The sequence below is a fragment of the Isoptericola halotolerans genome (genome assembly GCF_045689585.1).
GTDB lineage: Bacteria > Actinomycetota > Actinomycetes > Actinomycetales > Cellulomonadaceae > Isoptericola > Isoptericola halotolerans_B.
This window is the reverse complement of the sequence record NZ_CP140108.1, coordinates 665,459-691,077: the sequence shown is the minus strand read 5'-3', so window position 1 is coordinate 691,077 and position 25,619 is coordinate 665,459. Positions and strand designations below refer to the sequence as shown.

25 protein-coding genes and 1 tRNA gene are annotated in these 25,619 nt (G+C 74.0%); 16 read left to right on the top strand and 10 right to left on the bottom strand.

Annotated features, from left to right (window positions below; translation table 11 throughout):
• The first annotated feature begins 5 nt into the window (after positions 1–5).
• Positions 6–1,976: an NHL domain-containing thioredoxin family protein gene (locus UQW22_RS03285; RefSeq protein ID WP_407319414.1), complete on the top strand. Its 1,971-nt coding sequence runs from the start codon at positions 6–8 to the stop codon at positions 1,974–1,976.
• A 12-nt stretch (positions 1,977–1,988) separates the two neighbouring features.
• On the opposite strand, the gene UQW22_RS03280 is transcribed toward UQW22_RS03285, so the two are convergent.
• Genes UQW22_RS03280 through UQW22_RS03270 form a run of 3 tightly spaced genes read right to left on the bottom strand, consistent with a single transcriptional unit; the run spans position 1,989 to position 5,081 of the window.
• A complete protein-coding gene (locus UQW22_RS03280; RefSeq protein WP_407319413.1) occupies positions 1,989–2,981 on the bottom strand; it encodes a phosphotransferase family protein in 993 nt (330 codons plus the stop codon).
• A 43-nt stretch (positions 2,982–3,024) separates the two neighbouring features.
• Entirely contained in the window at positions 3,025–3,741 is a 717-nt protein-coding gene (locus tag UQW22_RS03275) for a response regulator (RefSeq protein ID WP_407319412.1), read from the bottom strand.
• A complete protein-coding gene (locus UQW22_RS03270) occupies positions 3,738–5,081 on the bottom strand; it encodes a sensor histidine kinase (RefSeq protein WP_407319411.1) in 1,344 nt (447 codons plus the stop codon). Before UQW22_RS03270 ends, UQW22_RS03275 begins: the two co-directional genes overlap by 4 nt.
• Before the next feature lie 139 nt (positions 5,082–5,220).
• Here UQW22_RS03270 and UQW22_RS03265 point away from each other — a divergent pair, with 139 nt between their 5' ends.
• Both UQW22_RS03265 and UQW22_RS03260 read left to right on the top strand, forming a co-directional pair.
• Entirely contained in the window at positions 5,221–5,988 is a 768-nt protein-coding gene (locus UQW22_RS03265) for a GAP family protein (protein ID WP_407319410.1), read from the top strand.
• Positions 5,989–6,077: 89 nt separating this feature from the next.
• Positions 6,078–6,512: a TM2 domain-containing protein gene (locus tag UQW22_RS03260; RefSeq protein ID WP_407319409.1), complete on the top strand. Its 435-nt coding sequence runs from the start codon at positions 6,078–6,080 to the stop codon at positions 6,510–6,512.
• 1 nt (position 6,513) lies between these two features.
• Here the strand turns inward: UQW22_RS03260 and UQW22_RS03255 are convergent, their stop codons facing one another.
• Entirely contained in the window at positions 6,514–7,155 is a 642-nt protein-coding gene (locus UQW22_RS03255; RefSeq protein ID WP_407319408.1) for an HAD family hydrolase, read from the bottom strand.
• Positions 7,156–7,248: 93 nt separating this feature from the next.
• On the opposite strand from UQW22_RS03255, the gene UQW22_RS03250 reads away from it, so the two are divergent.
• Positions 7,249–8,136, top strand: a complete 888-nt coding sequence (locus tag UQW22_RS03250; RefSeq protein ID WP_407319407.1) for a sugar phosphate isomerase/epimerase family protein — start codon at positions 7,249–7,251, stop codon at positions 8,134–8,136.
• A 14-nt stretch (positions 8,137–8,150) separates the two neighbouring features.
• Here the strand turns inward: UQW22_RS03250 and UQW22_RS03245 are convergent, their stop codons facing one another.
• On the bottom strand, positions 8,151–8,756 hold the full coding sequence (locus UQW22_RS03245; RefSeq protein ID WP_407319406.1) for a TetR/AcrR family transcriptional regulator: 606 nt from the start codon (positions 8,754–8,756) through the stop codon (positions 8,151–8,153).
• 52 nt (positions 8,757–8,808) lie between these two features.
• On the opposite strand from UQW22_RS03245, the gene UQW22_RS03240 reads away from it, so the two are divergent.
• The 3 genes from UQW22_RS03240 (at position 8,809) to UQW22_RS03230 (ending at position 12,244) form a co-directional block, all read left to right on the top strand.
• Positions 8,809–9,366: a DinB family protein gene (locus UQW22_RS03240; protein WP_407319405.1), complete on the top strand. Its 558-nt coding sequence runs from the start codon at positions 8,809–8,811 to the stop codon at positions 9,364–9,366.
• Positions 9,367–9,442: 76 nt separating this feature from the next.
• Positions 9,443–10,447, top strand: coding sequence for a hypothetical protein (locus UQW22_RS03235; RefSeq protein ID WP_407319404.1), 1,005 nt, complete (start codon positions 9,443–9,445; stop codon positions 10,445–10,447).
• Between the two features lie 750 nt (positions 10,448–11,197).
• Positions 11,198–12,244, top strand: coding sequence for a pirin family protein (locus UQW22_RS03230; RefSeq protein ID WP_407319403.1), 1,047 nt, complete (start codon positions 11,198–11,200; stop codon positions 12,242–12,244).
• A 6-nt stretch (positions 12,245–12,250) separates the two neighbouring features.
• On the opposite strand, the gene UQW22_RS03225 is transcribed toward UQW22_RS03230, so the two are convergent.
• Together UQW22_RS03225 and UQW22_RS03220 are read right to left on the bottom strand one after the other, a co-directional pair.
• Positions 12,251–13,603 (bottom strand): hypothetical protein, encoded by a 1,353-nt coding sequence (locus UQW22_RS03225; RefSeq protein WP_407319402.1) that lies wholly within the window; start codon positions 13,601–13,603, stop codon positions 12,251–12,253.
• A 130-nt stretch (positions 13,604–13,733) separates the two neighbouring features.
• Positions 13,734–14,225 (bottom strand): DUF6328 family protein, encoded by a 492-nt coding sequence (locus tag UQW22_RS03220; RefSeq protein WP_407319401.1) that lies wholly within the window; start codon positions 14,223–14,225, stop codon positions 13,734–13,736.
• A 158-nt stretch (positions 14,226–14,383) separates the two neighbouring features.
• Between UQW22_RS03220 and UQW22_RS03215 the strand changes: the two genes are divergently transcribed.
• Positions 14,384–14,854: a DUF4395 domain-containing protein gene (locus UQW22_RS03215; RefSeq protein ID WP_407319400.1), complete on the top strand. Its 471-nt coding sequence runs from the start codon at positions 14,384–14,386 to the stop codon at positions 14,852–14,854.
• A gap of 78 nt (positions 14,855–14,932) precedes the next feature.
• Here the strand turns inward: UQW22_RS03215 and UQW22_RS03210 are convergent.
• Positions 14,933–15,006: transfer RNA gene (locus UQW22_RS03210), tRNA-Gly, on the bottom strand.
• Between the two features lie 160 nt (positions 15,007–15,166).
• Here UQW22_RS03210 and dcd point away from each other — a divergent pair.
• The 8 genes from dcd (at position 15,167) to mnhG (ending at position 23,552) form a co-directional block, all read left to right on the top strand.
• Positions 15,167–15,742: a dCTP deaminase gene (dcd, locus tag UQW22_RS03205; protein WP_407319399.1), complete on the top strand. Its 576-nt coding sequence runs from the start codon at positions 15,167–15,169 to the stop codon at positions 15,740–15,742.
• Between the two features lie 101 nt (positions 15,743–15,843).
• Positions 15,844–16,968, top strand: a complete 1,125-nt coding sequence (locus UQW22_RS03200; protein WP_407319398.1) for a hypothetical protein — start codon at positions 15,844–15,846, stop codon at positions 16,966–16,968.
• 85 nt (positions 16,969–17,053) lie between these two features.
• Entirely contained in the window at positions 17,054–19,939 is a 2,886-nt protein-coding gene (locus UQW22_RS03195) for a Na+/H+ antiporter subunit A (protein ID WP_407319397.1), read from the top strand.
• Positions 19,936–20,469: a Na(+)/H(+) antiporter subunit C gene (locus UQW22_RS03190; protein ID WP_407319396.1), complete on the top strand. Its 534-nt coding sequence runs from the start codon at positions 19,936–19,938 to the stop codon at positions 20,467–20,469. The genes UQW22_RS03195 and UQW22_RS03190 overlap by 4 nt, the downstream gene beginning before the upstream one ends.
• On the top strand, positions 20,466–22,073 hold the full coding sequence (locus tag UQW22_RS03185) for a Na+/H+ antiporter subunit D (RefSeq protein ID WP_407319395.1): 1,608 nt from the start codon (positions 20,466–20,468) through the stop codon (positions 22,071–22,073). Before UQW22_RS03190 ends, UQW22_RS03185 begins: the two co-directional genes overlap by 4 nt.
• Positions 22,070–22,672, top strand: a complete 603-nt coding sequence (locus UQW22_RS03180; protein WP_407319394.1) for a Na+/H+ antiporter subunit E — start codon at positions 22,070–22,072, stop codon at positions 22,670–22,672. Before UQW22_RS03185 ends, UQW22_RS03180 begins: the two co-directional genes overlap by 4 nt.
• The gene (locus tag UQW22_RS03175) at positions 22,672–23,043 is read left to right on the top strand and encodes a monovalent cation/H+ antiporter complex subunit F (protein WP_407319393.1); all 372 of its coding nucleotides are present in this window, start codon (positions 22,672–22,674) and stop codon (positions 23,041–23,043) included. The genes UQW22_RS03180 and UQW22_RS03175 overlap by 1 nt, the downstream gene beginning before the upstream one ends.
• Positions 23,040–23,552, top strand: a complete 513-nt coding sequence (gene mnhG / locus UQW22_RS03170; RefSeq protein WP_407319392.1) for a monovalent cation/H(+) antiporter subunit G — start codon at positions 23,040–23,042, stop codon at positions 23,550–23,552. The genes UQW22_RS03175 and mnhG overlap by 4 nt, the downstream gene beginning before the upstream one ends.
• 7 nt (positions 23,553–23,559) lie before the next feature.
• On the opposite strand, the gene UQW22_RS03165 is transcribed toward mnhG, so the two are convergent.
• Positions 23,560–24,072 carry a methylated-DNA--[protein]-cysteine S-methyltransferase gene (locus UQW22_RS03165; protein WP_407319391.1) on the bottom strand — a complete coding sequence of 171 codons (513 nt, stop codon included), beginning with the start codon at positions 24,070–24,072 and terminating at the stop codon, positions 23,560–23,562.
• A complete protein-coding gene (locus tag UQW22_RS03160) occupies positions 24,069–25,589 on the bottom strand; it encodes an AlkA N-terminal domain-containing protein (RefSeq protein ID WP_407319390.1) in 1,521 nt (506 codons plus the stop codon). Before UQW22_RS03160 ends, UQW22_RS03165 begins: the two co-directional genes overlap by 4 nt.
• Positions 25,590–25,619 lie beyond the last annotated feature (30 nt).

Genomic DNA, 25,619 nt, shown 5'->3' with positions numbered 1-25,619 from the left:
CTCTGGTGACTTCCTCGTCCCGCCTGCCCCGCGTCCGAGCCTCCGAACTGGTCGGCCGAGGCTGGTTGAACACCGGCGGCCGGGACCTCACGCTGGCCGAGCTGCGCGGCCGTGTCGTCGTCCTCGACTTCTGGACCTTCTGCTGCCTCAACTGCCTGCACGTCCTGGACGAGCTGCGCGAGCTCGAGGAGAACCACCGCGACGAGCTCGTCATCGTCGGTGTGCACTCCCCGAAGTTCGCGCACGAGGCGGACCCGGACGCCCTGGCTGCCGCCGTCGAGCGGTACGACGTGCGCCACCCCGTGCTCGACGACCCGGAGCTGACGACTTGGGACGCCTACACGGCCCGCGCCTGGCCCACGCTCGTGGTCGTGGACCCCGAGGGATACGTGGTGGCGCAGATGGCGGGGGAGGGCCACGCGTCGGCGATCGCGGCCCTGGTGCGCGACCTGGTCACGGAGCACGAGGCCAAGGGCACCCTGCACCGCGGGGACGACCCGTACGTCCCGCCGGCGCCCGAGCCCAGCACCCTGCGCTTCCCGGCGAAGGCGGTCGAGCTGCCGGGCGGGAACCTGCTCGTCGCGGACGCCGGTCATCACTCGCTCGCCGAGCTGGCGCCCGACGGCGAGACGTTGGTCCGACGCATCGGCTCCGGTGAGCGGGGGCTCGTCGACGGCGGGCCGGGCGGCGGCGCGCAGGACGCCCGGTTCAGCGAGCCGAACGGGCTGTGCCTGGTGCCGGCGGAGCTGCGGTCCCGCCTCGGCTACGACGTGCTCGTGGCCGACACCGTCAACCACGCCCTGCGGGGCGTACATCTCGGCACCGGGCAGGTGTACACCGTCGCGGGGACCGGCCGGCAGCACATGGTCGGCGGGCCGGAGAACGTCGAGGTCCCCGGCGAGGGTCGGCGTGCTCACGCGCCCGGGGACGAGGACCCGGCCACCCGGGTCAACCTCTCCTCGCCCTGGGACGTCGCCTGGTCCGAGCCCCTCGGTGCGTTCGTCGTCGCGATGGCGGGCAACCACACGCTGTGGGCGTTCGACCCCGCACGGGCATCGATCCGGTTGCTCGCCGGCACGATGAACGAGGGGCTCGAGGACGGCCCGGGGAGCACCGCGTGGTTCGCCCAGCCGTCCGGTCTCGCGCCGTCGCTCGACGCCGGCGGGCACGCCGACGGCGGGTTCTGGCTCGCCGACGCCGAGACGTCCGCCCTGCGGCACGTCGCACCGGACGGTGCCGCCGACGTCGAGGTGCGGACCGCCGTCGGGCAGGGTCTGTTCGACTTCGGCCACCGGGACGGCCCGGCCGCCGACGCGCTGCTGCAGCACCCCCTGGGTGTCGCCACGCTCCCGGACGGGTCCGTCGTCGTCGCCGACACTTACAACGGCGCGCTGCGCCGGCACAACCCGGCCACCGGCGAGGTCACCACCCTGGCCACCGGGCTCGCCGAGCCGAGCGACGTCGTCGTGCAGGCCGACACCGACGGTCGCAGCGTCCACCTGCTCGTCGTCGAGTCGGCGGCCCACCGCCTGACCCGGATCGCCCTGCCCGCCGACCTCGCCGGCGAGGTGCTCGACGGCGGCGCGCACCGCGTCGCCCGCACACCCACCGACATCGGTGCCGGGACGCTGCACCTGGACGTGCCGTTCACCCCCGCGCCGGGACAAAAGCTCGACGACCGGTTCGGGCCCTCCACCGAGCTCCGCGTCAGCGCGACACCGCCCGGGCTGCTGCTCGACGGGGCGGGCGACGGCACCGGCCTGACCCGCACCCTGCGGCTCGATCCCGACGTGCTCGAGGGCGTGCTGCACGTGACCGCGAAGGCCGCCTCCTGCGACGAGGTGCCGCTCGGCCCCGACGGCGCACCGGACCCGGACGTCTTCCCGGCCTGCCACCTCGCCCAGCAGGACTGGGGCGTGCCGGTGCGTGTCACGCCCGAGGGCAGCACCACCCTGACGCTCCCGCTGCGGGGCTGACCGGGCGGCCGCTCAGGCCCCGAGCTCGTCGAGCATCCGCTCGAGGTTGCCACGAGCGGTCGCCGCGTACCCGGCGACCCAGTCCCCGGCGTAGGCGCGCGGCACGATCTCGACGACGAGCAGGCACGCGAAGTAGGCCCGGTACAGGCGCAGCCGCGCCCAGGCGTCCGGGTCGCCGGCACCGGGTGTCCCGTCCCCGAGGCCGAGATCGCCGCCGGCTTCCCGGTACCCGGCCAGCACGTGCGGGTCGACGGCGCCCGCCCCGAGCTGGTCGGCACCGACCAGCTCGAAGACCGGGTCGCCCCACAGGGCCCGCTCGGCGTCGACGACAGCGGCCAGGTCGTGGTGATCGACGTCGAGCAGGACGTTGCCGGGCCACAGGTCGGCGTGCACGAGGCGCGGCGTGGTGACGACCGCCAGCACGTCCCGGTGGGCGCCGACAGCGGCACGCAGGCGGTCGTGCGGCAGCGTCACTCCCCAGCGCTCCGCGTCCTCGACCACCGCCTCGACCATCGCCGAGAAGGCGTCGGGCCACGTCGTCCGGCTCAGCCCGGACTCCGGCGCGGGATATCCGAAGCGGTCGCCCGTGAGGCGGTGCAGGCGGGCCATGAACCCGCCCAGCTCGTGCCGCGCCCGGTGCGTCGTCGCCGCGTCCAGGTCCAGCCCTTCCCAGAGGACCCCGGGCACGTGCTCGGTCACGACGACGTCGCCGTCGACGTGCTCCCGGCTGCGGTCCACCCGCAGCAGCGCGGGCACGGGCAGGCCGGCGCGGTGCGCACGGCGGTAGACGTCGGCCTCCGTCCCGGAGATCCCGTGCTCGTACCGCAGCATCCGGCCGGTGTCGGCGCCGGTGACCTTGACGACCACCAGCCGTCCGTCGGCGAGGGTGACGCGCAGGACGGTGGCGAACATCCCGCCTGCGAGCGTCTCGACCTCGTGGACGGCCCCGACGGCCGCCAGCACGGCGGAGACCTGGTCGTCGGTGACGGCGGTCTTGGTCAGCACCCGCCGAGCCTAGCGGCGGGCCGACGCACCGGGTAGGTCCGGGTCAGGCGAGACCGCACTGCCGGGCGACCACCGCCGCCTGCATGCGCGACGGCACCTGCAGCTTGGTGAGCACCCGGGACACGTGGGTCTTCGTCGTGGCCTCGGAGATGACGAGCTCGGCGGAGATGTCCTGGTTCGACAGCCCTCGACCCAGGGCGGCGAGCACGTCGACCTCCCGGCGTGTCAGGTCGTCGAGCCGCGGGTCGGCGCCGGCGCCGGGGCCGGGCGGCGGTGCACCGGGGCCGGGCGGCGGTGCGGCGGGGGACGACGGCGGCGGTGCGGGCTCGCCGAGCCGCGCGAGCACGCGCCGGGTCACCTCGGGCGCGAGCACCCCGTCGCCCGCCGCGACCTGGCGCACGGCGCGCAGCAGGTCGGCCGGCTCGGCGGACTTGAGCAGGAACCCGGCCGCCCCGGCGTCGAGGGCTCCGTGGACGTACTCGTCGAGGTCGAACGTCGTGAGCACGAGGACGTCCGCCAGCCCCTCCGCGGCGATGATCCGGGTCGCCTCGACGCCGTCCGTGCCGGGCATCCGCAGGTCCATGAGCACGACGTCGGGACGCAGCGCCCGCGTGTTGGTGACGGCGGCGTCCCCGTCGGCCGCCTCGGCGACGACCTCGACGTCGTCGGCCGCCTCCAGCAGCAGGCGCAGGCCCGCACGGATGGCGGAGTGGTCGTCGGCGAGCAGCACGCGGACGGGTCGGCTCCTCGGCACGGTCATACGACCTCCTCACCCACGGGCAGACCGGCCTCGACCTGCCAGGCGCCGTCCGCCGTCGGCCCGGCGGTGAACGTCCCGCCGAGGCCCTCGGCACGCTCGCGCATGGTGATCAGCCCGGTGCCCGCGCTGAGCGGCCCCTCCCCTCGCTGTGGGTGCACGACGCACCGCTGACCTGCGTGATCCGACGGCGCGTCGTGCACCCACAGCGAAGGGAGGGGGTTGCTGACTCGCAGGGTCAGCCCGGCGCCGTCGTCGATAGCGACCGTCACAGGTTCTCCGGGGGCGTGCTTGCGGGCGTTGGTCAGCGCTTCCTGGGCGATCCGGTGCAGGGCCTGACCGACGGCGGCGGGGACGGACCGCTCGGTGACCTGCTGCGGGTCGTGGACCGTGACGTCGTCACCGGCGGAACGCGCCGACCGCACCAGCTCGCCGAGGCCGTCGAGGCGCCCTGGAGCAACGAGCGGCTCCTGCGGGACGTCGGCGCGCAGCAGCTCGATCATCGACCGCATCTCGGTGAGCGAGGCGACCGAGCTCTCGCGCACCTGCTCCAGGGCGGTGCGGTCCCGCTGCGGGTCGAGCGGCAGGGCGAGCGCCGCGCCGGAGTGGATCGCGATGGAGGAGAGGTGCGACGCGATGACGTCGTGCAGGTCGCGGGCCATCGCCGCGCGCTCGGCCTGGACGGCCTCGTGGCGGTCCAGAGCGGCGATGCGGGCGAGGTCGGCGGCGCGCTCGCGCTCCAGCTCCGCCGCCCGGGCGGCCTCGTCGGCGCGCGCTCGCTCGAGCTCCGCGAGCTCGGCCTTCTGCCGCACGTTGTCCGCCCACCACATCGGCATCACGACGACCGCGCCCATCTGCAGACCGGCGAACACGAAGTAGCGCAGCTCCTGGCTGGCCTCCCCGGCGGCGACCGCGACGGCGAGCGTGAGCGTCGCCGCGGCCGTCCACAACCAGGTGCGCGCCGTGCGGCCGGTCCGCAGGACGGCCTCGAACAGCAGCTCCCACAGCACCACGAGGAGGATCGCCAGGCTGCCGCCCCACACGAGGTCCACGGACACGACGACGAGACCTGCGCCGAGCGCGAGCAGCGGGTGCGTGCGCTTGGCGAGGAGCACCACGCAGCCGACGGCGAGCAGCGCGACGCGCCACCACGGCTCCGGCTCGACCGATCCCAGCGGGCCGACCTCCGAGACGAGGTCGACCAGGCCGACGCCCAGCAGCACGATGCCGAGGACGAAGGCCGCGACGGCGCCGAGAACGTCCGCGAGCAGGTTCTCGCCGGTCCACGCCCGCAGGAGCCCGCGCGGGCGGGGGCTCGGGGCGGGCGGGGTCTTGGTGCTCACGGACCCATCCCAGCACAGGGCGTCGGGTCGCGGATCGGCGGAAAGATGTACGGCCGCGTGCCGGGCGTCCGCGTCCCGGCCGCGAGGATCATCCGTCCGGCCGACGCCGCCGGGCCGTTGACCGGGCGATGCTCGGGGCATGGACCTCCCCGTGGATCTCGTCGCGACCGAGGGTGGGCTGGTCGCGATGGCCGGCGTGCTCGTCGTGCTCGCACTCGTGGACTCGACCAGCTTCGGCACCCTGCTCGTCCCCGTCTGGCTGCTGCTCGCCCCGGGCCGCGTGCGGGCCGGGCGGGTGCTCGCCTACCTCGGCACGGTCGCGGTCGCCTACCTCCTGATCGGTGTCGCGGTGCTGCTCGGTGCCGGTGCGGTGCTGGAGCGGTACGGCGACGTGCTGGAGTCGCGACCGGTGCTGCTGGTCCAGCTCGTGCTCGGGATCGGTCTGCTGGTGCTCAGCTTCCGGTTCGACGGCAAGCGGTCCGCACGCCGGGCCGAGAAGGACGGCGGGCGGCCCGGCCGGCTGGTGCGGTGGCGCGAACGCGCGCTCGACCTCGACCCCGGCACCTCGTCGCCGGTGCTGCCGCTCATGGGGCTGGCGCTCGGCGCGGTGACGCTCGAGGTGGCCACGATGCTGCCGTACCTCGCGGCGATCGGCCTGCTGACGGCGTCGGACCTCGCGACGCCGGTGACGGTGGGGGTCCTGGCGCTGTACTGCGTCGTGATGGTGCTGCCGGCGCTGCTGCTGCTCGTGGCCCGCTGGGCGGCGGCCCGCCGGGTCGACCCGTGGTTGCGCCGGCTGGAGCGGTGGCTCTCGAAGAACGCCGCCGAGATGACGGGCTGGGTCCTGGGCATCGTGGGTGTGCTGCTCATGCTCGACGCGTTCGGGCGCCTGGGCTGGACGGGCTGAGCCGTCCGGGACGAGGGACGGCCGGTGGGGGGCAGGGCCGGCGAGCGATACTCTCCGGTGGTACCCGCACCCGTCCGGAGAGGCCCCTCGTGTCCGACCAGCCGCCGCCCCCCGACCCGCAGCAGTCGCCCTCGGGTGAGCCGTACCAGCAGCCGTACCAGCCGCCGTACCAGCAGCAGCCGCCCGCGCAGCAGCCCTCCCCGTACCAGCAGCAGCCGGGGTACCAGCCGTACCAGCAGCAGCCGGGGTACCAGCCGTACCAGCAGTACGGCTACGTCGACCCGAACGCGAGGTCGCGGATCGCGGCGGGTCTGCTGGGCATCTTCCTCGGCTCGCTGGGCATCCACCGCTTCTACCTCGGGTACACCGGGCTCGGCCTGACGATGCTGCTGATCACGGTCCTGTCGCTGGGGTTCCTGTCCTGGGCCGTCGCGATCTGGGGCCTGATCGAGGGGATCCTCTACCTGACCGACAAGACGGGCAGCTTCTCCCGCGACGCCAAGGGCGTGCCGCTGCGCGACTGAGTCAGCCGAGCCGGGCCGGCAGCTCGTGCAGGCTGTCGACGACGTCGACGCGCGCGGCCTCTGGCCGGGCGGCGTGCAGGTAGCCCCACGGGCCGCGACGGATCAGCACCGGCCGCATCCCGGCGTCGGCGGCCGGCAGGACGTCGTTGTCGAGCCGGTCGCCCACGTAGGCGATCTCCGACGGCCGGACCCCGGTGAGGTCGGCGACCCGCGCGAAGAACACCGGGTCGGGCTTCTCCACACCCCACTCGTCGGACGTGCGGATGCTGTCGACGGGCAGGTCCATGGACTCGAGCGCCCGGCGGGCCTGGGGCGGCTGGTTGCCGGCGACGACGACGGCGTACCCGGCGTCGCGCAGGGCGGCCAGGGCGGGACGCACGTCGTCGTAGAGGTCGTCGGCGTCGAAGTTCTCGCGCAGGTCGTCCGGGTCGTCGACGGCCCAGCGGGTGATCTCGGCGGGCAGGTCGATGCCGGGCCGGGCGAGCTCGAACGCGTGCTCCAGGGGACGGTCGGTGGCGGCGCAGGCGCCGATCAGTCCGAGGAAGGTTCCGCGGGGGACGCCGAGGCGGTCCGCCCACCGGGAGAAGATGCGGGTCTCGTCGATCAGGGTCTCGCCGACGTCGAAGACCACCGCGCTCACCATGGGACGAGCCTATCCACACCTGCTGCGCGGGCAGGGGCGCGCACGGGTAGCGTGATCAGCAGACGTCCAGATCTCGGCCGTAGGGTGAGAGACATGACCGAACCGGCGATCCCCGTGACGCTTTCCACAGCGTCGGTCTATCCGCGCCGTGCCGCCTTCGCCTTCGAGTCCGCCGCCGAGATCGGCTACGACGGCGTCGAGGTGATGGTCTGGTCGGACCCGGCGACCCAGGACCCGCAGGCGCTCTCGCGGCTCGCGGCCGACACCGGCATGCCCATCCGCTCCATCCACGCCCCGACGCTGCTGGTCAGTCAACGGGTGTGGGGGCGGTCGCCCGCCGACAAGCTCGCCAAGGCGGTGGACATGGCCGGCGAGCTGGGGGCGCGGACCGTCGTCGTGCACCCGCCGTTCCGCTGGCAGTACCGCTACGCGCGCAGCTTCGAGGAGCAGGTGCGCGAGCTCAACGCCTCCAGCCCGGTGACCGTCGCGGTGGAGAACATGTACCCGTGGCGCCCGCACTCGCGCCTCGACCGGGAGCTCAAGGCCTACCTGCCCGGCTGGGACCCCATGGAGCACGGCTACGACGCCGTCACGCTCGACCTGTCGCACGCCGCCATCGCGCAGCAGGACGGCTTGAGCCTGCTCCAGGAGTTCGGCGACCGGCTGCGGCACGTGCACCTGGCGGACGGCACGTTCAACGCCCGCGACGAGCACCTGGTGCCCGGTCGCGGTGACATGCACTGCGACAAGGTGCTGACCGAGCTGGTGCGTTCGGGGTTCGACGGGGACGTCGTGCTGGAGATCTCGACCCGCAAGGCGTACGACGCGCACGAGCGGCACACCGACCTCGTGGCGGGCCTCGAGTTCGCGCGGGCCTACCTGTCGCCGGAACCGGTCCCGTACACACCGCCGCCGCCGGAGCACCGCCACCGTCCCGCGGACGCCTGGGAGCCGGAGCACCCGGGCATCGACAGCCCGTGAGCCCCTGAGCCGGCTCAGGCGGCCAGGACGGGCCGGGCGCCGACGGCCCGCAGCACGAACGTCTCGGCGGCGCTGATGGCGCGCTCGCGGGCGGGTGGCTCCTCGGGGATGAGCCGGCCGGAGAGGCACGCGTTCACGAGCTGCACGGTCGGCTCGATGTCCTGCCGGGGGAAGGAGCCGACGGCGATGCCGTCGTGGAGGATCCGCTTGAGGATCGACTCCACGATCTCCGCGTGCTCGCGCAGCCGTGCCTGGGTGGACCGGGACAGGACGGTGCGCAGGTCCGGGCCGGGCGCCAGGTGGAAGACCCGCGCGAGCTGGGCCTGCTGGCGGATGTAGGTGCGCAGCTGCTCGACGGGGTCGTCCACACCGGCGAGCGCTCGCTCGAGCGTCAGGGCGTACTGCTCGGTCTCGTGGGTGATGAAGCCCAGGAGCAGCGACTCCTTGTCGGAGAAGTGGTTGTAGACCGCGGTGCGGCCCACGCCGGCGGCCGTCGCGATGTCGGCCAGCGTGATCGTGTCGAACCCTCGCTCGGCCATGAGCGTGGACAACGCCGTGAACAGCTTGTGCCGAGTCATCTGGCGGTGCTCGTGCAAACTCTTGCCGATGATCTTGGGCATGCTGACATCATAGGCATCCAGCGTCAGGACGCGGGCCGCTATCCTCGCCGCTGTGACTGATGACACCGGAGCGCAGGCCCAGGACCGCAGCGGTGACGTGGTGCCGGACACCAAGGACTGGACGTGGGTCGTGGACCGCCGCTGCCCCGAGTGCGGCTTCGACCCGACGGCGGTCGACCCGCTCGCCGTCGGCGCCGCCGTCCGGGCGACGGTGCCCGCCTGGCAGGCCGTGCTCGCGCGGCCGGAGGTCCGCCGTCGGCCGGCGCCCGGTGTGTGGTCGCCGCTGGAGTACGGGGCCCACGTCCGTGACGTCTTCCGGGTCTTCGACGAACGGCTCGAGCTCATGCTGCGCACCGACGGCGCCGAGTTCGCGAACTGGGACCAGGACGCGGCGGCCGTCGAGGGCCGGTACGGCGAGTCCGACCCGGACGCCGTCGCCGGCGAGCTGGCCGATGCCGGCGAGGCCGTCGCGCGCCGGTTCGACACGGTGCGCGCCGACCAGCTCGAGCGGGTGGGGAAGCGTTCGAACGGGTCGACGTTCACGGTGCGCACCTTCGGGCGGTACTTCCTGCACGACGTCGAGCACCACCTCCACGACGTCGGCGTCTGAGCCCGCGCACCCGCCGTAACGAGCCGGAAACACGCGGGCCTGATGGCGCGTGGCGGAGAGGAGTACCTTGCGCCACATGTCGTACGTGCAGACGCTCGTCCCGCCGGAGCACGCGTCGAACCATGTGCTCGTCGTCCCCGACTCGTGGGGTCCAGCGCGGGTCCGGGGCCTCGCCGACGCCTGGTTCCCGGACGTGCACTGGCTCAAGGAGCCGCAGTCGGACACCGAGCCGCGTCCGATGGCGGGCGCGCGGTTCCGCGGCATGGCCACCGAGGCGTCGCGGCCGCCCGGTCCAGGCGTGCTGGGGGTCGGCGCCCAGCACGGGGCGGCCGGACCGTTCCCCGTGCCGGAGGCGCTGTCGCCCCAGGTCGGCCTGAGCGGTCCGGCGGCGGCCTACGCGCTCGGTCGCGTGGACGGCATGTTCGACGCGCGGGCGGGCCGGCCCGCGACCACGGACGACCGCGACGGCATCTCCCGGGCGTTCGCGGCCGGGCTGCCGGAGGGCGAGGAGCTCCGGCTCGTGCAGTGGGGCGTCGCGGTGGCGCGCAAGGCCGGGGGCGTGCTGCTCGCCGACGGCCGCCAGCTGCTGCACCCGGACCCCGCGGGCGCCGTCGACCTCGCGCTGTACGCCGCGCACCCGGTGGGGAGCGGCGATCTCCTCGGGCTGCTGCGCTCGCTCGTCGCGACCGCGGAGGTCGAGGTGGAGGAGACCGCCGCCGACGGCACGACCCGCTGCCGGCTCGTGGCGCGCACCCCGTACGACGGCGTGATCCTGGTCGAGGCGGAGCGGGTCGACCGGGTGCCCCGTGCGATGGCGGGACTCGACTGGCGCGAGTACGGGCCGCACGCGTACCGGGTCTCGTGGGTGCCGCAGGACGCCTACGAGCTGGAGCTCGAGCGGCCGTCGGGGGTCCATGTGATCGCCCGGGCCCGGATGCGGGCGATGGTGGCCCGGCTGGCGCTCCTGCTGCACGCGAGGGCCGGCGGCACGATCGTCGACGACGGCGCGTTCCTGGCGACGGTGGCCGAGGTCGAGCGGCGCACCGACGACCAGCGGACGACGGCACGCGCCTGGATCTGACGGGTCACAGCGATGTTGTCCACAGGGTTGTGGAGCAATCCGTGACCGTCCGCTCCGGACGCCGGTGCTGGTGAACGCAGGATTCGCGGCGACGACGGCGGTCGTCGTCCCGTCGGCGGGCCGACCTCGCGAGGCGCTCCCAGCCGCGGAATCTCGCGGATCGACTCCGTTACCACGGTGTTCCCGGCCACGACAACTCGGGGGCACCACCGGTGGCGGGGTGGTACGCGGCGCGCCCACGGTGGCGTGTCGTCCACAGATTTCGTCCACAGGGGTGTGGACGGTGTGGGGATTCCGGGCGTCCCGCTGTGGACGAACCTGCGACCGAGAATCCGCGGCCTCGGACCTCTTGCAGTCGACCCGCAGCAGGTCTAGAAACGTGCCTAACGGTCTCGGCGAGAGGTGCTCAGGATCACGTCGATCACGGTCGACGGGGTCCGTCGGACAGCCCGCCGGGGCGAAGGTCGACCGGAGAACGACGGACCGATCCGTACCGAGTGCGGGCCGCGGGTGACGACGCGGGTGTTCGGCGGGGCCGGAAGACCACCCGCGTCCGGGATCCTACGGAGAACGGGCCGGTCAGGGCGACGACGCACCAGGCCCGGACCGACCCGGTGGGAGACCCGGGGCTGTGACGTCGACACAGCACCCCGACTGCGATCGCCGGGGACCGCGGCGATGCCGAGGCCCCCGGCCGCCCCGGGGGCCTCGGCCGTACCTGGGAGCGCGACCGCGCGTAGCCTCGGGCCCATGAGCAACCTCGAGACCCGTCCGGCCGAGCAGGTCTGCGCGCCGGGCACCGCAGCCCCCGACGTCGAGCTGCTGGGTCCCCGGGACGTCCCGCTCGGCGGGCCCCGCGCGATGTCGGTGCGTCGCACGCTCCCGCAGCGGCAGCGCTCCCTGATCGGCGCGTGGTGCTTCTGCGACCACTACGGGCCGGACGACGTCTCGACGTCCGCCGGGATGCAGGTCCCGCCCCACCCGCACATCGGCCTGCAGACCGTGAGCTGGTTGTTCGCCGGCGAGATCCTGCACCGGGACTCCGTCGGGTCGCTGCAGACCGTGCGGCCGGGAGAGCTCAACCTCATGACGGCGGGCCGGGGCATCTCGCACTCGGAGGAGTCGCCGGAGCCGAGCGCAGGGCGTCCGAGGCCGCCGACGCTGCACGGCGTCCAGCTGTGGACCGTGCTGCCGCTCGACGCGAAGGACACCGCACCGAGCTTCGAGCACCACGGCGACCTGCCCGCCGTCGTGCGGGACGGTGCGCGGGTGCAGGTGTTCCTCGGTGCGCTGCGGGTCGCCGGGCAGGAGCTGGCGTCGCCGGCGCGCACGTTCACCCCGCTGGTCGGCGCCCAGATCGACCTCGAGCCCGAGGCGTCGGTGGTGCTCGAGGTGGACCCCGGCCACGAGCACGGCCTGCTCGTCGACGACGGCGACGCGCGCCTGGAGGACGGCGAGGTCGACGCCGACACCCTGGCGTACGTCGCACCCGGGCGTTCCCGGGTGACCGTGTCCGCCGGTGCGCGGCCGGTGCGCGCCGTCCTCATCGGTGGAGAGCCGTTCGGTGAGGACGTCGTCATGTGGTGGAACTTCGTGGGGCGCACCTACGAGGAGGTCGTCGAGGCGCGCGCCGCCTGGACGGCACAGCTCGCCGACGCCGACGACGGCGGTGCGACGTTCGTGCCGGACGCCGCCGCCCGCCGCTTCGGGCAGGTCGAGGGCTACGCGGGCGGGCCGCTGCGCGCCCCCGCCCTCCCGGACGTCCGGCTGCGACCCCGCCGACGCCCGGGCCGTTGACGCCCGTCAGGGGAACGTGATGCGGAGCTTCGCGTTCTTCTTGCCCTGGGCGATGTTGACGACCTTGATCTTCATCCCGCCGCCGCGGGTGGTGAACGTCTGTCCCTCCCACATGTTCGAGCGGCGGTTCGACTCCCGGCCCATCGGCACGACGAGGTGCTCGCCCGGGTACGCCCACGTGGAGCGGCTGCCCGCGACCCGGCTGACGGTGATGCCGTACCGCACCGTGTAGTCGGAGCTCGCCCGGTAGGGCAGGCGCGTGTACGGGTACCGCACCCCGGGTTCCTTGCGGCGCAGCTCGATGAAGTACACCTCGCCGGTGCGCGGGTCCCGGGCGCGGACGAGGGTGGGGCGCTTCGTGTCCCGGTGCCGTGCCGTGAGCAGGACCGTCCGGTTGCCGCCCTTGGCCCCGACGAACCGCTGCTCGGAGCTCGGCAGGACGCCGAGCCGTCGCTTCTGCGCGCCCGACAGCGCCGGGATGCCCTGGGCGGCGAACTCGCCGCCCATCAGGTCGAGCGGGTCGAGCCCTTCGGCCGCCCCGCACCGCGAGCTGCGGAAGCTGCCGTCGTTCTTCCCCTCGCACCAGCCGACGCCGGAGTGCTCGAGGCCCATGTTGTGCGCCAGCTCGTGCGCCAGCGTGGCCACGCCCTTCTCGTACTGGTTGTGGTCCCACCGGTCGCCGGAGCGGTAGCCGTCCAGCCCCCCGAACAGGGAGAACGTCCATCCGCCGGGGGAGTTGCGCCCGGCCTTCGACGGCATGGAGGCGAGGCCGACCTTCCCGTCGCAGGTGTCGCCGTACCTCGACCCGCCGGCGTAGTCGCCGGTGCGGTACGGGTAGAGGACGACGAGGTGCGCACGGCGGTCGGGCCCGCGGTCGTCCGCCGAGTACCACCGCTTGCCGTAGTGCTTGGCACCGCCCCGCTTGACTTGCTTGAGCACCTGCTTCGTGGTGCGGCACGCCCCGTCGCCGGTGTTGATCCGGCGGACCTTCCCCGAGCGGACGAACGTGACCCGCCCGCGCGACTGCTTCGACCAGTACGCCGAGGTCTCGCGCAGGAGCCGGTCGACGTCGGAGTTCCGGACCCATTTCTTGACGTGCTTCTTCGGGACGTTCTTCGGTGTCGCCACGACGATCTGCACGGTGTGCGTCTTCGTGCTCGTGCGCGCCGCCGTCGAGAGGGCGCGCGTGCCGTCGTTGGCGGACGACCGGCCGAACCGGGACGAGTCGACCTCGGACTCCCAGGTCACGGGATGGCCGCCGTGCGGCTCACGCACGTCCGGGGCCGCTGCGGCGGACAGCGCGTCGACCGCGAGCAGCGCGCCCACGGCGACGGCGACGATGGGAAGACGAAAAGACATATCGGGCCCCCGAGCCGATCGACATCGATAGGTCGGAGCGTATCGACGAAAGGGGAAATGTGCCCGGCGAAAACAATGCCCCTTTCGTCCAGAAAACGAATATCAAGGGCGCCTCGATTGCTCCGCGCCCTCAGTGCCGCCGTCGGACGATCACGGGCAGCACCGCCCACAGGAAGAGCAGCAGCACGGCGCAGCCGCCCCCGACGACGAGGCCGGCCGTCCGGTCCAGGACGACGTCGAAGACCAGCAGTGCGGTGCAGGACAGCGCGACGGCGAGCAGGACCAGAGCGGCGCGCGTCATCCGGTCACCGACCGTCACGACCGGCTGCTTCAGGTGCTTGCGGAAGAGTGCCCGGTGGATCGCCACCGGCGCGACGAACAGGCCGGTGGCCACGATGCAGGTCAGCAGGTCGACGAGGTAGACGTTGCGCTGGAAGGTGTCGAGGTCCTGGAAGCGGGACTGGAACGGCAGGATGAGCAGGAACCCGGTGAGGATCTGGACACCGGTCTGCATGACCCGCAGCTCCTGCAGCAGCTCGACCCAGTTGCGGTCCGAGCGTTCCTCCAGCGTCTCCTCCCGGCCGTGCTCCGGCCGCTCCGGCATCCCGGCGGTGTCCGTCATCGCCCCTCCTCCGCGACTGCTGATGGGCACCTCATCGTGCCATCGGCGCCGACACGCCGCACCGGTGACCGGGCCCGGGGGCGCCCCTCGTCGAGCGCGAAGCGTAGGGTGAAGGGTGCCGTGAGTTCGCCAGCGGCCCGCACCGACAGGAGTGCCACATGGGCGGCCTCGGCATCACCTCGTGCCCGCTGAGGGACCAGGTCGACCCGCGCGCCCTGCGGTTCGCCGCCGGCGCGACGGCCTTCGTGCTCGCCGCGGTGCTGCTCACCATCGGTCCCGCTCGCCCCCTCGCCCTCGGGCTGCTCGCCTCCCAGGTCGCCGTGTTCGGTCTCACCGCGTTCGTCAGCGTGCAGTGGTCCGTGTGGGCACAGCTCTTCGCGCGCGTCGTCTGGCCCCGGATCGGCGCGGCGACGAGGCTGGAGGATGCACGTCCGGCGCGCTTCGCCCAGCTCCTCGGCTGCGTGCTCACCGTCGCGGCACTCGGGGGCTTCATCCTCGGCGCCGACGGCGCGGCGCGCGGCCTGGTCGCTGTCGTCGTCGCCGCGGCCGCCGTCGACGCCGCAACGGGATGGTGCGCGGGGTGCGCGATCTACCGGCTGGTTCGTCGCAGGCGGTCGCCCGCCGGGTGAGGTGCCCGGTCCGGGGCGGACGGGGGCCACCGGTGGGACGACGAAGGGCCCGGCCGTCGTGGCCAGGCCCTCGTGCGGTGGAGCGGGTGACGGGAATCGAACCCGCGCTGTCAGCTTGGGAAGCTGAAGTTCTACCATTGAACTACACCCGCACGTCCGTCATCACCGGCCGACAAGGACCGTCGCGACGATGTGCGTGCCGATCATACCCAACACCCCGCCCCAGGCCGAAACCGGGCCGCAACCAGGCCGGGAACCGGGCATCGGCGGGACCGCGGTGCACGCCGGGGAAGGGCCGACTACCGTGTCCCCGTGCTGCTCTCCGACCGCGACATCCGTGCCGAGCTCGACGCCGGGCGCGTCGGCCTGGACCCCTACGACCCGGCGATGGTGCAGCCGTCGAGCATCGACGTCCGCCTGGACCGGTTCTTCCGGCTGTTCGACAACCACCGGTACCCGTTCATCGACCCGTCGCAGGAGCAGCCGGAGCTGACGCGGCTGGTGGAGGTCGACGCGGGGGAGCCGCTGGTGCTGCACCCGGGGGAGTTCGTCCTGGGTTCCACCTACGAGGCCGTCTCGCTGCCCGACGACGTCGCCGCACGGCTGGAGGGCAAGTCGAGCCTCGGGCGTCTCGGGCTGCTCACGCACAGCACCGCCGGCTTCATCGACCCCGGTTTCTCGGGCCACGTCACCCTCGAGCTGAGCAACGTGGCGACCCTGCCGATCACGCTGTGGCCGGGGATGAAGATCGGCCAGCTGTGCTTCTTCCGGCTGTCCTCGCCGGCGGAGCACCCGTACGGCTCGGAGCGCTACGGTTCGCGCTACCAGGGCCAGCGCGGCCCGACGGCGAGCCGGTCCTGGCAGTCCTTCCACCGCTCGGACGTATGAGCGCGTCCTCCCGGGGTGGCCGACGTCGGTACGCTCGGTCCCGCCGCGCGGGGTCGACCAGCCACGACGCGGCGCCCCGGTCCCGGAAGGAGCTCCGCCAGATGGCCAAGCAGTCGTCACCGTCCCTGCCCCTGCTGCCGCGTGCGACCACGCAGGGGCACCAGGCGCGCCACCTGCTGGCCGTGCCCGCCGACGTCGAGGTCGACGAGGCGGAGGTGCTCGCCATGTCCCGGTTCTCGGGGGCCCGCTGGGACGTGGCACCGGCGTCCCTGCTCGGCGCGGACCTGCCCGCGGGTCGCATCGCCGGGCCGGGGGAGCCCGGCGTGCTCCGGTTGACCCGGCACAGCCACGTGCACGGCCCGTACGCACCGAAGGGGGACGGCTTCGAGCTCGGTCTGCCCGGCAGCACAGCCATGGTGTTCGACGTCGTCACGCCGCGCGAGCGCTGGGCCGACGCACCGCCCCCGGGTGGTGGTGACCGCGACGGGCTGGCGAGGTCCTTCCCCGCGGGGCTGCCGAACCGTGAGGAGGAGCGCGTCGTGGCGTGGCTCGTCGCGGCGGCCCGGCGCCTCGGGGGCTCCGCCCGGCTCGACGTCGCCGCGCTGTGGGACCCGGCGGAGGCCGCTCGACGGGACGCCGGTGCCGGCGTCGTGCTGACGCCCGACCCGGGTGCCGCCGTCGACCTCACCGTCTGGTCGGACATCTGGCTGGACCCGCAGGCCGCGCACCGGGTCCTGCAGGAGGTGCACCCGCGGGTGGTCCTCGCGACCGAGGGCGCCGACTACCAGGGCCCCCCGGCCGGGATCGCCGAGAAGCCACTCTACCCGGGCGAGAAGATGGACCCGGAGGTGCGGCGGGCGCTGCACGCCCAGGCCGACGAGATCGACATCGCCGCGCTCCAGGAACCGGTGGTGCTCGACGGGTACGGGCTGACGATCGACCTCGGCCACGACGGCTACGTCACCGTGGAGGTCTCCGGCGACGAGGTCCTGCCCCTCCTCGTCAAGGAGCTGCCGTGGGCCGCCGGGGGCGCGATCTGCTACCGCGTGGTGTGGGACCCGCCGGACCAGCACGAGGCGCAGCGGGAGTTCCCGCAGCCGGCGCTCGTGGTGGCGCGCAAGCGGGCCGCGGACCTCGTGGGCCGGGTGGCCGCGGCCATCCAGAGCGCCGTGGGCGGCGAGATCGCCGACGAGTCCGAGTTCCTGCTGGCCCCCGAGGACCTGTAGCCCGGACCGTCCATCGCCGACCGGCCTGATCGGAGGTCCGGCGATACAGTGAAGCCCCGCCCCGCCCCCGGACGGACGGAGTGTCGTGCTGCCGGTCCTGCTGCTCACCTTCGTGCTGGCGCTCGCCGCGCCGGCACTGGTCGCCTGGCTGGGCCGACGTGCGTTCTGGGTGCTGGCGCTGGGCCCGGCCGCAGCGGCCGCGTACGCGCTGGCCGCCACGGAGCGGGTCGCCGCCGGCGACCTGCCCGTCTCGACCACCCCGTGGGTGCCGGGACTCGACCTGTCGATCACCCTGCGCCTCGACTCGCTCTCGTGGCTGATGCTCCTCGTCGTCGGGGGAGTGGGCGCGCTCGTGCTGATCTACTGCAGCGCCTACTTCTCGCGAGACGCGGAGGGCACCGGCCGGTTCGCCGCGGTCCTGACAGCCTTCGCCGGGGCGATGATCGGCGTCGTCACCGCGGACGACCTGCTGCTCCTGTTCGTGTTCTGGGAGCTGACGACCGTCTTCTCGTACCTGCTGATCGGCCACTACGCCGATCGCAAGACCTCCCGCCGGGCCGCGATGCAGGCGATCGTCGTCACGACCGCCGGTGGCCTCGCGATGCTGGTCGGCCTCGTCGTGCTCGGGGTCTCCACCGGCTCGTGGCGCATCTCGGAGGTCGTGCCGGACCCGCCCACCGGGACCGCCGCCGTCGTGGCCACCGTGTGCCTGCTCGCCGGTGCCGCGACGAAGGCGGCGCTCATCCCGTTCCACTTCTGGCTCCCCGCGGCGATGGTGGCGCCGACGCCGGTGTCCGCCTACCTGCACGCCGCGGCCATGGTGAAGGCGGGCGTCTACCTCGTGGCGCGGTTCGCGCCCGGGTTCGCCGAGCTGGCCGTGTGGCGGTGGCTGGTGCTGGTGATGGGCGCGGGCACCCTGCTGCTCGGCGGCTACCGGGCGCTGCGCCAGCACGACCTCAAGCTCGTCCTGGCCTTCGGCACGGTCTCCCAGCTCGGCCTCATCGTGCTGCTGGTGGGCCTGGAGAGCCGGGCGGTCGCGCTCGCGGGGCTCGCCATGCTGGGGGCGCACGCGATGTTCAAGGGTGCGCTCTTCCTGGTGGCCGGCGCGGTGGACGTCGCCACGGGCACCCGTGACCTGCGCAGGCTCTCCGGTCTGTGGCGCACCATGCCCGTGGCCGCCACGGCGGCCGCGCTCGCCACGGCCTCCATGATCGGGCTGCCCCCGTTGGCGGGATACGTGGCGAAGGAGGCGGCGCTGGAGGGACTCTGGCACGACGCGACGCACGGTGGCGGCACGGTGGTCGTGGCCGCCCTCGTCGCCGTCGTCGTCGGCTCCGTCCTCACCGTCGCCTACAGCCTGCGGTTCCTCTGGGGCGCGTTCGCGACCAAGTCGGCGGCCGACGGCGGAGCGGCCGAGGCGACGCCGGTCCGGCGGCGCTCCTGGTTGCTCGTCCTGCCCCCGCTGGTCCTGGGCCTCCTCGGGCTGGTCGCGGGTCTGACGCCGTCGACGGGGGAACGCGTCCTCGGCCCCTACGCCGAGACGTACCCGGCCGGCGAGCCCGGGCACCTCGTGCTGTGGGGCGGCCTGACGCCGGCGCTGGGCCTGTCGGTGCTGGTGCTGGCCGGTGGCGCGGTGCTGTTCTGGAAGCGGCAGCGGGTCGAGCTCCTGCAGGACCTCGCCTGGTCGCCGCGCGCCGCGGACCTCGTCTACCGCCGGGCGATGCGCCGCCTCGACGACGTGGCGGCGGACGTCACGGGCGCGACCCAGCGCGGCTCCCTGCCCGTCTACCTGGGCATCATCCTCGTCGTCCTGGCGGTGGCGCCGGGCGCGGTGATCGCCACCGGCCTGCTGACCGGCACCACCGTGGCGCCCGCCGCCGTCGGCTGGGACCGGCCGGCGCAGGCAGCCGTGGTGGCCGTCGTCGTGGCGGCCGCGATCCTCGCCGCCCGCGCCAGGCGCCGGCTCAAGGCCGTGGTGCTGGTGGGCGTGGCCGGGTACGCCAACGCCGGCCTCTTCGTCCTGCACGGGGCCCCGGACCTGGCCCTGACCCAGGTGCTGACCGAGACGGTCACGCTCGTCATCCTCGTGCTGGTGCTGCGCCGGATGCCGACGTACTTCTCCGACCGGCCGCTGGCGGCCAGCCGCTGGGTGCGGCTGGTCCTCGCGGTCGTCACCGGCGTGGTGATGATGGCGCTGACGTTCGCGGCGCCGCTGGCCCGGGTGGCCACCCCGATCAGCGTCGACTTCCCCGAGGAGGCCGTGGAGTTCGGTGGTGGCCACAACATCGTCAACGTCACGCTGGTCGACATCCGGTCGTGGGACACCGTCGGCGAGATCTCGGTGATCCTCGTCGCGGCCACCGGGGTCGCCTCGATGGTCTTCCTGCGGCAGCGCAGCGGCGAGGTGCTCCGGCTCTCCCGGGCCGACGGCGAGGGACTCGCCCCGGACGGGCACACGCGGGACGTGTGGATCGCCGCCGGACGCACCGTGTCACCGGCCCGGCGCTCCGTCATGTTCGAGGTGGTCACACGACTGATCTTCCACGCCATGGTCGTGGTCGCGCTGTTCCTCCTGTTCAGCGGCCACAACGCGCCCGGAGGCGGATTCGCCGCGGGGCTGATGGTGGGGATCGCGCTGGCCGTGCGCTACCTGGCGGGCGGCGGCTACGAGCTGGGCGAGGCCCTCCCGGTGCAGCCGGGCGTGCTGCTCGGTTCCGGGCTCTTCCTCTCCGCGGGCGTCGGGCTCGCCGCGCTGCTGACCGGCAACGAGGTGCTCGAGAGCGTGATCGTCGATCTCCACGTGCCCGTGCTCGGCAAGATCCACCTCGTGACCTCGCTGTTCTTCGACGTCGGGGTGATGCTCGTGGTGGTCGGTCTCGTCCTCGACCTGCTGCGCACGCTCGGCGCGGAGATCGACCGGCAGAGCACCGTCCCGTCCGGAGCCGGACCGTCGCAGGGGGAGTCCCGATGATCGTCCTCGAGAACACTCCCTCGGCCGTCCTGCTCCTCGCGGTGGGCGTGCTGTGCGGTGCCGGGGTGTACCTGGTGCTGGACCGGCCGCTCACGCGGGTGCTGCTGGGGATCGTCCTGCTGAGCAACGGCGCAAACCTGATGCTCCTCGTCGCCGGCGGCCGGGCGGGGGCGTCGCCCGTGGTGGGCAACGCCCCGCAGGACGTGCGGATGAGCGACCCGCTGGCCCAGGCGATGATCCTCACGGCGATCGTCATCACGCTCGCCCTGACGTCGTTCGTGCTGGCCCTCGCGTACCGCTCGTGGCAGCTGCACGGCCACGACGAGGTCGCCGACGACGTGGAGGACCGGCGCGTCGCCCGGCAGGCGGCCATCAACGCACCCGCGTACGTGGACGACGACGCCGCCGAGACGGGCGAGACGCTCGACGAGGAGGCGGCCGCCGTCTACGACCAGGTCGTCGAGGCGGCCGAGCGCCGGCGTGCGCGGGACGAGCGGGACGCCGGCCGGCCCCAGGACGGTTCGCCATGATCGACACCGCCGCGCTCTGGTCCGTGCAGACCCTGGTCCCGCTGCCCGTGCTCCTGCCGCTGTTCGCCGCAGGGCTCACCCTCGCCCTGCACCGGTACGCGAACGTGCAGCGGGTCATCAGCGTCGCCGCGCTGTCGGTGACCACCGCGTCCTCCGCGGTGCTCATGGTGGCGGCGGACGACGGGCCGGTGGTCGTGGACGTCGGCGGCTGGGCCGCCCCCGTCGGCATCGCGCTCGTCGCGGACCGGCTCTCCGCGCTCATGCTGACGGTCAGCGGCGTCATGCTGCTGTGCGTCCTGCTCTACTCCCTCGGGCAGGGCATCCCCGAGGGGGAGGACGCGCCCCGGGACCGCCGCGTCGGCGGGACCATCCCGGTGGCGATCTTCCACCCCACGTACCTGGTGCTCGCCGCCGGCGTCGCCAACGCGTTCCTCACCGGGGACCTGTTCAACCTCTACGTCGGCTTCGAGATCCTGCTCGCGGCGTCGTCCGTGCTGCTCACCCTCGGCGGGACGGCGGAGCGGGTACGGGCAGGGTCCGTGTACATCGTCGTCACCTTGATGTCGTCGCTGCTCTTCCTCACGGCGATCGCGCTGATCTACTCGGCGACGGGCACGGTCAACATGGCGCAGCTCGCGGAGCGCCTGCCGGACATCGACCCCACGGTGCGGCTGGCGCTGCAGCTCCTGCTCCTCCTGGCGTTCGGCATCAAGGCCGCGATCTTCCCCCTGGCCGCCTGGCTGCCCGACTCGTACCCGACGGCACCCGCCCCGGTGACCGCCGTCTTCGCCGGCCTGCTCACCAAGGTGGGGGTCTACTCGATCCTGCGGACCCAGACGCTGCTGTTCCCCGACAACGACGTGGTCGACCAGGTGCTGATGGGTCTCGCGCTGGCCACGATGCTCGTCGGCATCCTCGGTGCCGTCGCGCAGAACGACGTGAAACGGCTGCTGTCCTTCACCCTGGTCAGTCACATCGGCTACATGATCTTCGGTGTCGCGCTCGCCTCCGAGGCCGGGACCGCCGCCGCCATCTTCTACGTCGTGCACCACATCTCCGTCCAGACGGCGCTGTTCCTGGTGGTGGGTCTCGTGGAGTGGCGGGGCGGGTCGACGTCGCTGGACCGGCTGGGCGGCCTGGCCCGCCTCGCCCCCGTCCTGGCGGTCCTGTTCTTCGTCCCCGCGATGAACCTCGCAGGCATCCCACCGTTCTCGGGGTTCCTGGGCAAGGTCGGGCTGGTCACCGAAGGGGTCCGCGACGGGTCGGGCCTCGCCTGGGCGCTCGTCGTGGGGTCCGTCGCCACGTCGCTGCTCACCCTCTACGCCGTCGTGAAGGCCTGGAACAAGGCGTTCTGGCAGGAGGCGCCGTCCGGCGTCGCCCGCGACGTCTCCCTGCCTCGCGGCCTCGTGCTGCCGGCTGGTGCGCTCGTCGCCTTCGGCCTCACGCTGACCGTGGTCGCCGGCCCCCTCTACGGCTACGCGGAGCGGGCCGCCCGCACCTCGATGGACGGGTTCACCTACGTCAACGCCGTCTATCCCGGCGGGTCGGAGCGCGGCACGGGCGAGTCGGTGGAGGTCTCCGAGGAGGAGGTGGGGTCCCCATGACGGACCAGCCGCGTCGTCGCGCCGACATCCTGCGGCGGCTGGTGCGCCGGCCGGCAACCCAGTGGCCAGCCGTCGGCCTGCTCACCGCCGTCTGGGTGCTGCTGTGGGGCGACCTGTCGTGGGCCAACGTGATCGCGGGCGCGCTGCTCGCCGTCGTCGTCGTGGTGGCGTTCCCGCTGCCGCCGGTCAAGGCGGACGCCGCGTTCCGGCTCGTGCCGTTCTGCCGGCTCGCCGGGAGGTTCGTCACGGACCTGGTCGTCGCCTCGGTCCAGGTGGCCTGGACCGCGCTGCGCCCCGGCCCCGCGCCCCAGGGGGCGATCGTGCGGGTGCAGCTGCGCAACCCCGACGACGTCTTCCTCACGCTCACGTCGGTGCTCGCCACGCTCGTCCCCGGGACGCTGGCGGTGGAGACGAGCCGGCGGACCGGCCGGGTGTTCGTGCACGTGCTCGACATCGAGGGGTTCGGCGGCGCCGAGGGCGTGCGCCGCAGCACCCAGGAGCTCGAGGAGCGGGTGCTGCGGGCGCTCGCGGGTGACGCGGTCCTCGAGCGTTACGGCCTCGCCGGCCCGGCTCCGGAGCGTGGGGAGGTGCAGACCTGATGGTCGTGGTGGTCGTGGTGGCGGCGGTGCTGGTGGCCGCAGCGGCCCTGATGGCGCTGGTGCGGGTCGAGCGCGGGCCCTCGATGCTCGACCGTGCGCTCGGGCTTGACCTGCTCACCGTGAGCCTGGTGTGCGCGATCGCCATCGAGGCCGTCTGGTCGCGACGCACGGAGACCGTGCCCATCCTCCTGGCGCTCTCCCTGGTGGGGTTCGTCGGCTCGGTGGTCATCGCCCGCTTCGGCGTCCGGCAGCACGAGTCCCAGGGTTCCGGCCGGTCCCCGGAGCCCGACGAGGCCCCGGAGCCCGCCGCGCCGTCGGAGCCCGGTGCGGAGCCCGGGGGCGGCACCACGGACGAGGGGGGACGCGCATGACCGAGGTCGACGCCGGCACCTGGACGACGGTCGCGGACGTCGCCGCGGCGCTGTGCCTGCTGCTCGGCGCCTTCCTGACGTTCGCGGCCGGCGTCGGGGTCATCCGGTTCCCCACGCTGCTCGACCGGATGCACGTCGTGACCAAGCCGCAGGTGCTCGGCCTCCTGCTGCTCCTGCTGGCCCTCGCGCTACGGGTCCGGAGCTGGTCGGCGGTCTCGATGCTGGTGCTGGTCGCGGTCTTCCAGCTCGCGACCGCGCCCGTCGCGGCCCACCTGGTCAGCCGGGCCGGGTTCCGCACCGGCAAGGTGGACGAGGCGGTGCTGCGACCCAACGAGATGGCCGGCCCCCAGGACGCCCCCGACGACGCCGACGACGAGGCAGGTACCGACGAGGCGGACGACGCAGGACCGGTGGCGACCGAGCATCCCGGCGAGCCGGACCACCCGGGACCGAGCGCGCCCGGGCGCACCCTGGACGACGACCCGGCCGGGTGGCCCGGGGACCCATGAGGGTCGGTCAGGCCACGGCACGTTCGCGAGCCAGCAGCGACTCCTTGATCGGCAGCCCGTAGCGGAACCCGCCGAGCGTCCCGTCGCTGCGCAGCACCCGGTGGCACGGCACGAACAGGGCGGCGGCGTTGCGGGCGCAGGCCCCCGCGGCGGCGCGCACGGCGGCCGGCCGGCCGGTCCGCTCGGCGTACTCGGTGTAGGTGACCGGGTCCCCGGCGGGGACGTCGCGCAGCACCTCCCACGCGTGCTGCCGGTACGGTCCGGAGCGCTGGCGCACCGGCACCTGGCCGACGGCGGTCACCTCGCCCGCGTAGTAGGCCCGCACGGCGGCGGCCGGCCGCGACACGTCGGAGGCGGACACCGCCACGGCGGCGACGGCACCGTCGGGCCGCAGGTCGGGGTGGATCAGCGCGAGCAGGGACGCGACGTCGTCGGTCCAGCCCGAGGCGAGGACGACGCCGTCGTCGGCGACGATCGTGAAGAGACCGTCCGGGGTGTCGACGGTGGTGGCGGAGGTCATGGGGTGGTCCTTCCGGTGAGGGCGGCACGCCAGACGTGCCGGGCGGCGTAGGAGCGCCAGGGCGCCCAGGTGGCGGCGCGCTCGGCGAGCGCGCGGGGATCGTCGGGGAGGCCGAGCGCACGGGCGCCGGCGCGCAGGGCGACGTCACCGGTCAGCCAGGTGTCCGGGTGGCCGAGCACCCGCAGCGCGACGTAGCCGGAGGTCCACGGTCCGATCCCGGGGCGGGCCTCGAGCTCGGTGCGCAACGTGCCGGCGTCGGCACCGACCCCGACGGTGAGCGTGCCGTCGGCGAGCGCCCGGGCCGTCGCGACGACCGTGCCACGCTGCCGGGCGGGCAGCGCGAGGTGGGTGCCGTCGTCGTCGGCGACCTGCTCCGCGGTGGGGAACAGGCGTGTCAGGCCGGGCAGCCGGGAGGTGTAGGGCGTGCTGGCGGCCGCGGCGAGCCGGCCGAGGTGGGTGCGCGCCGCGGGCACGGAGATCTGCTGGCCGACGATGGCGCGGACGGCGAGCTCGTGCGGGTCGGTGGTGCCGGGCACGCGGGTGCCGGGCGTGGCGGCGACGCTCGCGGCGAGGACGGGGTCCACGCTCAGCGCCGTGTCCACCGCGACGGGGTCCGCGTCGAGGTCGAGCAGGCGGCGCACCCGCGCGACGGCGGTGGCGACGTCCTGCAGCGACGCCAACTCCAGGTGCAGCGCGACCGTCCCGGGGCCGACGGCGGAGCCGGCGCGGACCTGCACCGCACCCGGGCCGTGGGGCAGCAGGAGGGTGCGCGCGTACGTCGCGTCGGACCCGTCCGTCGTGGCGGTCTCGACGCCGTCGACGGCCCGGGCGGCCAGGTAGTCGACGGTGCCGACGGCGTCGAAGGGTTCGCGCACCGGCAGGGTCAGGTCGAGGTGCACCGGGGCGGCCGGGTCGCGGGGGGCGGTGGTGCCGACCGTCTCGGTGGGAGGTCGGTGGCGTCGGGCGCGCAGCGCGCTCGGGGTGGTGGCGAAGACCTCCCGCACCGTGTCGTTGAGCTGGCGGATGCTGCCGAAGCCTGCGGCGAACGCGACGTCGGCCACGGCCAGGTCGGTGCTGGTCAGCAACGTGCGGGCCGTCTGCGCGCGATGGGCGCGCGCCAGCGTGAGCGGGCCGGCCCCGAGGTCGTCACGCAGCACCCGGTGGACGTGCCGGGAGCTGTACCCGAGGCGGCTCGCGAGGCCGTCGACGCCCTCGCGGTCCACGACGCCGTCGGCGACGAGCTGCATCGCCCGGCCCGCGAGGTCCCCGCGCAGGTCCCAGGCCGGCGTTCCAGGCGTGGCCTCGGGCAGGCACCGCTTGCAGGCCCGGTAGCCGGCGTCGTGTGCGGCGGCGCTCGTGACGTAGAAGGTGACGTTCTGGCGCAGCGGGGTGCGCGCCGGGCACGACGGCCGGCAGTAGATGCCGGTGGTGCGCACGGCGGTGAAGAACTGCCCGTCGAACCGGGCGTCGCGGGCGGCGATCGCCCGGTAGCGCTCCGTGAACACGTCTGGGGTCATGACCTCATCGTCGCGCGCGCCGGGGTGTGT